The sequence below is a fragment of the Pontiella sp. genome (assembly GCF_041622395.1).
Lineage (GTDB): Bacteria > Verrucomicrobiota > Kiritimatiellia > Kiritimatiellales > Pontiellaceae > Pontiella.
This window is the reverse complement of sequence record NZ_JBFJYW010000122.1, coordinates 1-10,375: the sequence shown is the minus strand read 5'-3', so window position 1 is coordinate 10,375 and position 10,375 is coordinate 1. Positions and strand designations below refer to the sequence as shown.

6 protein-coding genes are annotated in these 10,375 nt (G+C 59.1%); 4 read left to right on the top strand and 2 right to left on the bottom strand.

The features are described 5' to 3' along the window. From ABYO54_RS08645 to ABYO54_RS08630, 4 genes are all read left to right on the top strand, one after another. Positions 1-1,916 (top strand): GH116 family glycosyl hydrolase (locus ABYO54_RS08645; protein WP_372807850.1); only part of this gene is annotated, 1,916 nt, incomplete at its 5' end. Further along, positions 1,913-3,517, top strand: coding sequence for a ThuA domain-containing protein (locus ABYO54_RS08640; protein ID WP_372807849.1), 1,605 nt, complete (start codon positions 1,913-1,915; stop codon positions 3,515-3,517). The genes ABYO54_RS08645 and ABYO54_RS08640, both read left to right, overlap by 4 nt. A gap of 113 nt (positions 3,518-3,630) precedes the next feature. After that, positions 3,631-5,967, top strand: a complete 2,337-nt coding sequence (locus tag ABYO54_RS08635; protein ID WP_372807848.1) for a hypothetical protein — start codon at positions 3,631-3,633, stop codon at positions 5,965-5,967. A gap of 42 nt (positions 5,968-6,009) precedes the next feature. Continuing rightward, positions 6,010-7,539 (top strand): arylsulfatase, encoded by a 1,530-nt coding sequence (locus ABYO54_RS08630; protein ID WP_372807847.1) that lies wholly within the window; start codon positions 6,010-6,012, stop codon positions 7,537-7,539. A 6-nt stretch (positions 7,540-7,545) separates the two neighbouring features. Here the strand turns inward: ABYO54_RS08630 and ABYO54_RS08625 are convergent, their stop codons facing one another. Together ABYO54_RS08625 and ABYO54_RS08620 are read right to left on the bottom strand one after the other, a co-directional pair. Further along, positions 7,546-8,214 (bottom strand): LuxR C-terminal-related transcriptional regulator, encoded by a 669-nt coding sequence (locus ABYO54_RS08625; RefSeq protein ID WP_372807846.1) that lies wholly within the window; start codon positions 8,212-8,214, stop codon positions 7,546-7,548. 66 nt (positions 8,215-8,280) lie between these two features. Continuing rightward, positions 8,281-10,287, bottom strand: coding sequence for a sensor histidine kinase (locus ABYO54_RS08620; protein WP_372807845.1), 2,007 nt, complete (start codon positions 10,285-10,287; stop codon positions 8,281-8,283). Positions 10,288-10,375: the final 88 nt, after the last annotated feature.

Genomic DNA, 10,375 nt, shown 5'->3' with positions numbered 1-10,375 from the left:
TGGTGCTGCTGACGCTGGCCCCCGGCGCGTCCGCTTCCGCCGAGTGGGATTCGCCGAAATCGCTCTATGGCGACGTGACCGCATCGGGGGCGCTCAAAGGACCTTCGAAGTCGAAGGTTTCCCCGGCGGGGCAATCGGTGAACGGCGCGTTGTCGGTTCCGCTGGAGCTGGCGCCCGGCGAAACCAAGTCCGTGACCTATGCGCTGACCTGGTATTTCAAAAGCACCAAGCATGGCTCCGGCAAACGCTCGAAAGCGATGGAAGGGGAGCCGGCGAGCGGCCCGTGGTCGCACAGCGGCCAGAAGTACACGACCTGGTGGGCGGATGCGATGGGCGTCGCCGACTATCTGACGGAAAACCTCGACGAGCTGACGGCCCGTACCCACCTGTATCACGACACGCTCTACGCTTCGAACCTGCCGCGATGGCTGCTCGACCGCATGAGCTCGCCGCTGGCGGTGCTGCGCAGCCAGACCTGCTGGTGGGCCGCCGACGACTATTTCGGCGCATGGGAAGGATGCCGCTCGAACGCCGGCAGCTGCGGCGGCAACTGCACGCATGTTTGGCAATACGCGCAAGGCCACGCGCGCCTTTTCCCGGAACTCGGCCGCCTTATGCGCCACCAGGATTTTGCCCAGCAGAAGCCGACCGGTCTGTTCCCCAACCGCCATGGCGGGGGCGAAGCCGCGGCCGATGGGTTTTTCGGCACCATCCTCAACACCTACCGCGAGCATCTCTGCAGTACGGACGATGCGTGGGTGAAGGAAAAATGGCCGGGCGTGAAGAAGGCGATGGAATTCGGCATGGAGGAGTGGGACCCCAACCATGACGGCTATTTGCAGAACCGCCAGCACAATACCCTCGATGGCAAAATGTGGGGCTGCTCCTCGTGGATCGGCAGCTTGTACCTCTCCGCGCTCGAAGCCGCCGCCCGCATCGCCGACATCGCCGGCGATCCGCAAACCGCGGCCGAGTATCGGAAAATCCGGGCGTCTGGCCAGAAGATGCAGAACGAACGGCTGTGGAACGGCGAATACTACATCCAGGAAGTCGGCGTGAAACGCGAGCAGGACTATCTGGACGGATGCCACATCGACCAGCTGCTCGGCGACTGGTGGGCCGGGCAGGTCGGCATCGAGCTCTCCTTCCCGCAGGATCGTTCCCGCTCCGCGATGGAGGCGTTGCTGAACTATAATTTCTACACCGACTTCCACGGACAGTCGCTCAAGCCGCGCCAGTATTTCGAAACCGACGATGGCGGCATGAAGATGATTACCTGGCCGAAGAACCCGCAGCCGATCCCCGGCATGAAATACGGCGACGAGGTGATGACCGGCTTCGAATACGCGGCGGCGGCGACGATGATCCAGAACGGCCTGCAGAACGAGGGGCTGATGGCGATCAAGACGATCTACGACCGCTACGACGGGCGTCTGCGCACCGAAGGGGTTACGGATCTGGACGTGGCCGCCTGGGGCTATTCGGGCAACCCGTTCGGCGACGACGAGTGCGGGAAATTCTATGGCCGTTCGCTGAGCTCGTGGTCGGCGCTGCTGGTGTTGCAGGGCTTTGTCTACGACGGTCCGGCCGGCCGCATCGGCTTCCGCCCGCGCTGGCAGCCGGAAAACCACGCCAGCTTCTTTACCGCCGCCGAGGGCTATGGCTTGTTCTCGCAGACGCTGGACGCGAACACCCTCGCGGCATCCATCGACCTGAAGGCCGGGCAACTCCGCCTGACCGAAGTGGTGCTGTCGCTTCCCGAAGGCAAACGGGCCAAGTCGGCGCAAGCGACGCTCGCCGGAAAACCGGTTGCCGCGCGGTTTGATTCGAAGGGCGCCGATGTGACCCTTCTGCTGAAAAGTCCGCTGGTGCTGAAGGCCGGGCAGCGGCTCGATTTTCAGGTGGCGGCGGAATGAGCATGTTCCGACCGACGAGTTTAGCTGCGGGATTTGCGGTTTTCGTTTTGGCAAGCGGTGGCGTCGGTCGCCTGTATGCCGCGGAACCGCCGCTGCGCGTGCTCGGTTTTCAGGCGAACAACGGGTATGAGCATGCGTCCATGCCGGAAGCGAAGGCCTTGCTTGAGCGGTTGGGAGAAAAGAACGGCTGGGAGGTGGTTTCGTCCCGGGACTCATCGAGCCTGACCGAGCTGGACTTGACGAGCTTCGATGTGGTGGTGTTCAACAACAACTGCGGCAACAAGGGGCCGGTGATGAAGCCGGCGGAACAGGCGGCACTGCAGAATTATGTCCGGAACGGCGGCGGCTTTCTCGGGGTGCACACGGCCGGGGCGCTCTGGAAGGAGGGCGGTGCTTTCCAAACGTGGTACGAAGGGTTGATCGGCGCAAGACAGGTCCGGCATCCCGAGGTGCAACGGGCGCGGCTGGTCGTGGAGGACCGCACCCATCCCGCCACCCGGCACCTGCCTGAAGAATGGTTCGTTACCGATGAGTGGCATGTTTTTTCTTCCAATCCGCGCGGGCAGGTCAAGGTGCTGATCGCACTCGACGAAAGCTCCTACGGCGGCCAGGCCAACCAGAAGATGGGCGGCGACCATCCCTTTGTCTGGTGTCGGGAATACGATGGCGGCCGCGCCTTCTTCACCTCGTTGGGGCACACCAAGGAGATCTACGGCAATCCCGATTTCGAAAAGCTGATCGAGGGCGCGGTTCTCTGGACGGGCGGGGTCGACGCGTCGCAAGCGAGCGGGGTGCCTGTCACTGACGGGCTGTTTTTGGATCTGGACGCCAACGCGGGGGTTGAAACGGAGGATGGCAACCGGGTCAAGGCATGGCGCAACCAGGTGGAAGGGAACGCCGCCGATCTGTTTGTGAAACGGGATGAAGGACGCCCGGTGGCCGGATCCGGCCGCCCGACCTTGAAGACCAAGGTGGCCGAGATCGGCGGCAACAACACGCTGGTTTTCGAAGAGCAGGAGTTGCTGAACATGGACGAGGATGCCTTCGACCCGATGCTGACGGGAAACGGCTATACCTGGTTTTCGGTGATGTCGGTTTACCGGCAACGCGTCGGCAAGAAGGATGTGAATTCCTTTTTCGGGAACCTGAAGAACGCGGCGAACTATGAGGGGTTCTGGGGATGTCTCGCGGACGACAACCGCGTTTGGATGGGCTCGCGCTGCTGGCCGGCAACCGTCAAAGGGCGGCAACCGCTGTGGAGCGAGAAGAACCCGCAGGTCATCAGTCCGGCGCCTTTGGCGGAGCATCGATACTATTTGGTCGTGGGCCGCATGGGGGCGGGCCAGGAAGTGGTCGACTTGGAGCTGTTCATCAACTCCGCGACGCCGGTCGACCGGAAACCGGTGCCGGTCAACCCGGAGGCGAATCCTTCCCGGATGGCCATCGGCCAGGAACGCGACGCGGTCAACCACCCGGGCAAGGAATCGTTCCATGGCGAGATCGCCCGCTTCCTGCTTTATGAGCGGCCGCTCGGCAATGCGGAGTTGTCTCAGATGGTCCAATATCTAACCGAACGCTATTGCATTGAGACGGACGGCTAATGGCCACGCATGTGGGACGAGAAACCGAATAAAAGAGACCGGGATCTCTCCGGCCCCAAAAGGCCGTCCCGCGGTATTTGAGGTGATATAAGATGAACAGGAACGATGGGCTGATGAAACCGTTGAAATGCGGCATCTTTTGGGGGGCATTATTCGCCGTATCGGCGGTTCTTTCAGCGGAGGGACTGGTGGACGCCATTGAGTTCGGCGATGCGGCCTCGGAGCAGGCCCATCGGATTCAGCCGGTCTTGAGCGAGGTTTTCGACGGCGCGCTGAACCTGAACGCGCGGCGGCTGTTGCCGGAAAAAGAGGCGAACTGGCGCGGCGGAAAATTGACGTTCAACATGAAGGTTGATCCCGCGAAGCCCAACTATTTCACGGTCAAGTTCTGGGGAAACGACACCTGTGGCGAGCAGCAGCACGAAGCGCGTTTGTGTCTCTACATTGAGGGAAAGCAACTCGGCACCCGCCATCTCGGCATGATCGATATGCTGGACATCATGCAAGCGGGCAAGGTGCGTTATCCCGGCCGTTTTTTATACACGACCCGGCCGCTGCCGATTCACATGACCCAAGGCAAGAGCGAGGTCGAGATCACGATTGAAGGCCAAGGCGGCATCAATGGTTATGCATCGAAGATCGAGGACTATCAGAAGTCGATGACCGAGCCGTCGCGCGGGATCTACCGCGCCTACGTTCATACCAACCCCTGTTTCGAGCCGCCGGAAACAGAAGTGCAGGGGGCACCGCCGGCGCACCTTCCGCTGCGTCCGGCGTCGGGCAGTGAGCTGATTGATCGGCTGAAGACCGAGCTGAATGAATTGTCGGAGCGGGAAATGGCGCGCTCGGGGAAAAAACACGAGTTGAATATTCAGTATCTGGCTCGCGCCTATACGACGCCGTGGAATGCCGCCTATAAAAACCCGAAAGCCCTGGAGCGGATCGTCGACGCGATTGATATCCACGGGTTGGACTATCAAAAAACGGGAAAAGTTACGGGGAAGCGTTGGTTTTTCCTCGGTCCGATCGGCGATGCGATCCGCCTGACGGCTGACGATCTAACTCCGTGGCTGAACGAAAAGGTTCCGGAAACGCAGACGGTGCGGCGAACGCTCTGGGCCGACCTGATGGTGGCGTCGCGAAATCACAACAGCTCCGTGGCCGGCGAGGCCCGCCGATCTCTTTCCAACCAGTGCATGATTAAGGATCTGAACACCTATTATTGCAATCTGGCTCTTCGTCGGATTGAACCTTCGAAGGCGTGGCCGGAAGAGAACGCCCGCCGGATGCTGTACGAAGCCGTGGGCTTGGAGCCCTTCAGCGGCAGCTGGGATGAAAACGGCCATCCCGACTGGAGCAAGGGCAAAAACCACATGCTGCTCACCGAGCAGGGGTTGACGAGAGAGTTCGGGTATGTGGGGGGCTACGGCGAAATCATTTCGGAGTCCGGGCTGGGGATTTACGAGGCCACCAAGCCCGCGCCCGACCAAGAGGGCGATCCGCGTATTAAAGCCCAGCTGATTAAGATGATTCGCGCCCGCGCCCCCTTCCGCTATCCGTTGGTGGACAAAGAGGGATACCGCAGCATGAATTTGGAAACCCTTATTGGCTGGCGCGACTGGAAATATCCCGGCGACGTGATCTACGACCAGTATAACGGCCGCGACAGTGGCCCCTTTGACGTGGCGGTGGCGACGGGCGATCCCGTGCTGCTGGGCTATGGGCAGCAGATGCTGGAAGATCGGCAGTATTTTGCCGCGCTCAAGGAACGGATGGAAGATTCCCGCATTAATTACAAGACCTACCTGCTGAGCGTACCGGAAACGTATGAAAAAAATACGAAGTTGCCGCAGCTGCCGCACCGCCTTCCGATGAGCGAGGGGCAGCCCGACTTTGTCTTTTCCGATCCGGGAGACGGCGTGCTGGCCTTCAAGGACGGCGGCAACATCTTTTATGCCTCGCTCTACTGGCGCTCCCGCCGATGCATCAACAATCTGGCGCGCGTTCACTATATGACGCCGCAGCTGGAGCGGGATTCCATCGTGAACATCAAGACCCGCTTCAAAGACAGCGGAAACGTGTTCACCTATCCCGAGCGCACCAACCTGCTGTTCAGTCGCGGTCGGGCAGAAAAATGGTACACCAACCAAGGCATCTACCAAGCCATGACCGGCGTTGAGTTCCCGATTGCCGAGGTGACCGGAGTCGACTCCTATGAGATCGGCGACGAACATCTCCAGGCCGGAAAAGGCCAGCTCTACCAAATGGAATACGGTCCCTATTTCATCGCGATGAACTGCGACGAAACCGAAACGTTCCGAGTGGAACTTCCCGCTGCGTTTGTCGGTGCCAAAGAGCTGGTTTCCGGTCAGTGGGCGGCGTCTTCCTTGGCGAATCTGAAGCCGGGGAGAACGATCGTACTCCGCCGCGATTTGAAACGGGAGCCGTAGCAGGACTTTTTAAGCTGAAAACGTAAATCGTAAGGAGGATTTATGAATTTAAAACTCATGATGGGATTGGTTTTGTTGGGTGCGGGGTCCGCGGTTGCGGAGTCGCTTCCCAACATCGTTCTGATTTTTGCCGACGATCTCGGTTACGGCGACGTGGGGTGCAATGGCGCCACCAAGGTGCAGACGCCGAACATCGATAAACTCGCGAAAGAGGGCCGTCGCTTTACGGACGCGCACTCGGCTTCGGCGGTCTGCACGCCCTCGCGCTATGGGCTGCTGACCGGCGAGTATCCGATGCGGGCCGGACTCTGGGGGCCGTGTGCGCCAACCAGCAAGCTGCTGATCGATACCGACCAGCTGACGATTGCGTCGCTGCTGAAAAACAAGGGCTATCAGACCGCCTGTTTCGGCAAGTGGCACCTCGGTTTCGGAACCGATGCCGCCGATTATTCGAAACCGCTGCGGCCCGGACCGAATGATCTCGGGTTCGATTATTACTTCGGCGTGCCCGTGGTGAACAGCGCCCCGCCGTATGTCTTTGTGGAGAACGACCACGTGGTCGGGGCGATTCCGGAAGATCCGATTGTCTATTTGGAAAAGAACGAACGGAATCAAGCCACCCCCATTACCCCGCTGACCAAAGCGCACGGCAACCGGGTTCCAAACTGGTTTGGCGGTGCGGTGGAAGCGCACAAGCTCTACAACGACTTCGAGCTGGGAACCACCCTCGCGGAGCGGGCTACCCAATGGATTCGCGAACGCAAGGACAACCCCTTCTTCCTCTATCTGGCAACCACGAACATCCATCATCCAATCACCCCCGCGCCGCGCTTTCAGGGCACGAGCCAATGCGGGCTGTACGGCGACTTTATCCACGAGCTCGACTGGATCGTCGGCGAGGTGATGAAGACGCTGGAGGAGCAGGGCGTGGCCGACAACACGCTGGTGATCTTTACCAGCGACAACGGCGGGATGTTCCACGAGGTTGCGCAGGATGCCTTCAAAGACGGGCATCGGCAAAACGGCGATCTGCTCGGCTTCAAATTCGGGATCTGGGAAGGCGGGCAGCGCGTGCCGTTCATCGTCCGCTGGCCGGGGAACATCGAAGCGGGAACGACCTCCGATCAATTGATCTGCAACGTGGATATGCTGGCGACGTTTGACGCGTTGACCGGAACTTCACTGGAAAAAGATCGGCTGGCGGACAGCGTAAACGTGCTGCCGGCGTTGGTGGGCGAACCGGCCGCGCCGTTGCGCGACCATTTGATTCTTTCGCCGCGTCAAGCCAGCCACATTTCCATTCGCAAAGGAAAATGGATGTATATTCCGGCAAAAGGAAGCGGCGGATTTACCGGCTCCAAACCGGGGCAGCATGGCTTTGCCGGGCCGGCGGCGGTTTCGTTCGTCGGAAACGCGAACAGCGATATCGCAAACGGAAAAATCAAAAAGGGTGCGCCGCGCGCCCAGCTCTACGACCTCGAAGCCGACGTCAATCAGACCCGGAATGTGATTCTTCAGTATCCGGAAGTGGCCGAGCGCATGGCGGCCGAGCTGAAGGCTTATCGTGACTAAGAGATGTTAATTCCGGCTATTCGGGAAGAGGCCGGTTTTATAGGCTTCGGCGACCGCGGCGGGGGCGTTCTTGACGTTGAGCTTTTCGTAAATGTGGCGGATGTGGGTATCGACCGTTTTGGGGCTGATGTTTAGTTCGGCGGCGATTTCTTTCTGCAGCTTTCCATCCGCAATGCAGTGCAGGATTTCCCGTTCCCGGGGGGAGAGCCGCTTTTGCTCCGCTTGTTGCTCCGGATGCTCTTTGTGGTGGTTTATGAGGTATTTCGCCATGGAGGGGTCGAGTGAGGCTCCACCGTTCATGACGGTTCGTATTCCGTCGGTAATTTGATTCAAGGTCGATTCTTTGAGGAGGTAGCCGGATGCTCCGGAATGGATCGCCCTCAGCACATCCTCTTCGCGGTCGGACTGGGTCAGAACAATGATTTCCGCATCCGGAACCGCCTCCTTAAACCAGGGAATCGCCTCCAGACCGGGGGTCCCGGGCAGGTTGAGGTCGAGCAGGATCAGGTCGGGGACTTTTCTGGTCGATTGATCCTGCAGGCTGCGCAGGGCGAAGTCGGCGGTGCCGAACTGGCTTTGGAGCTCGATGTCCGGTTCATCGCTAAGCGTGAAGGCGACGACGTCCCGGAATTCAGGGTTGTCTTCGACCAGCATAATTTTGATTTGTTGTTTCATGGTCATATCGATCAGGAGTTGTAACCACAAAGGCACGAAGGACGCAAAGCATCACTAAGCAATTCCTCAGGAGCCTTTGCTTTCTTTGAGTCTTAGTGGTTTGAATCCACATATCTTTGTTTTGAGTTTCAGGGCAATGCAGGTGCCTCCCGTAGGCGGATTTTCAATGCCCAGCTTTGCGCGCAGCAGGTGAGCCCGCCGTTTGAGGGAGCGGGGGATATCGCGTAAGCCTTGCCCGTTGTCCGTAATGATAAGGTGGATTTCTTTCGGGGAACCGGTCAGCCGAGTGGTGACGCACGTGGCGTGCGAATGGCGGACAATATTGGTCAGGCATTCCTTGTAGAAAAGAAAGAGGTCAATGCGTTTGCGCGGCGTGAGCCGGTGAATAAATTCTACGCCCTCAAAAGTGAGGTTGTGTTCGGCATCGGCAAGCAGACGATCGGAGGAGTGCTTCATTTCTTCTGTCAGGTCGGCGCACAGCTCTTTGGCTTCAAGCAGGTTGGCGCAATGACGCGCGGCTTTGCCGCTGCGTTCGGTGAGCTGACGGATCCGATCGAGAATCTCCAGCAGGGTGTCGCGCGCATCCACTTTGTTTTTTGCCATGTCGCCCAGCAGTCCGATGGCATGCAGGTTGGCCCCGAGTTCGTCGTGTAGATTGGCGGCAATGCGCTCGCGTATGTTAAGCACGGCACGCATCCGGACGATCCATCCGATCAGTAGGCTGATGACGATTCCGACGGCAAGCAGTATGGCCAGCCCGATCATGCGGCGGATCGTGCTCTGCTGGCGGTCATAGCGCTTCTCCAGTTCTGCCGCGAGCAAGGGGCGCTCCCGTTCCAGGTCATGACGGCGCGCCAGCTGCTCTATCCATTTGCGGATGGGAAGAATCTCTCCATAGTGATTACTCCCGTCCGTGATGGAGTTGCGTTGCTGGAGGAGAGCCTTTTGACGGGAGAAAACCGGCGGTGTTCCTTGTGCTACGTTGCGTCCATTGGAAATGATTTCCAGTTCGGCCAGGCCAAAGTTTCTTCTTCTCCCCGCAGGCATATAGGGCGTTTGGTAGGGTTCGGGAATGGAAAGGCGGATATGGCGACAACGGGTTTCGGGTACATGGCGGATCAGGATGGCTCCGGATTCATAGATGGATTCGCGCCGATAATCCAGCAACGCGACGGCATCGGAAAAGTCGGGCCGGTTGGCACCTTCAATAACGAGGTGGTAGGGAACCCCGAAATCACTGTTGCCAAGCTGCGGAACATATTCGCTCATATCCGCACTGTGGATACGGATTTCATCCACGGAGTTGGTGCTTCCAAGATCAAGCGTGAACGAATACGTATGGTTCTCCGGGAAAAAGGCCAGATGCGGATTGCTGTCGGTTCCGCTGGATGCATCCATCAGGAATGGAGTGAATCCGTCGGTCAGGGCGTCCTTATTGATCGCCTCGACGCCCCAGCCCCCGACTTCGGATGAGACTTGTACCGGTTGAGCCAGCGCGACGTTGCGATCGCCGTTGAATACCATAATCTCCGAAAGACAGAATATATAGTTTCCCTCCCGGGCATCTGGCATGAGTCGGGTGGCTTTGATGCGCATCCATGATGCGGTTTTCTTGGGAATGGGAATCACCAAGGGGGCCGTGCGCGGCAGGAGACGGTCTTCGGGGCCAAACCGGGCAATCACCTCGATTTCGGATCGGTCTTTATTTCCGATGATCACGTCGAAAACCTCGGGGAATCCGTCTGCCTGAAGCCCTTTTTGCGCATCGTTCCAGAGCAACGGAACCAAAACGATTTGGTCAATGGGCGTATTTTCGGGCAGCGCGATTTCCACCCATTCCCGACGGTCGCGGCTTCCCGCCCTCGTAGAAATCCATCCGATCGTGCCGGTGCCGGTGCGTGGCGTAAAGCGGGCGAGCCCGGCGAGCTCCGCATCGATTTCGGCTAGGCGGGTTTTAAGTTGAACCGTGGTGTAATCGCGGTAATGAAGCTCGTTGGTGGCGGCCCATGTTGTGCCGGGTTGGCTTATGGCCAGGGTCAGGATCGCGATCAGGATACTCGGGAATCGGTGCATGGTGCTCTTGTATCAGAATCAGATCCTCCTTGTCATGGCAATGTTAAGGCGGATTCCCCGACCGTCTTTCAAACTCAAAACACTACCG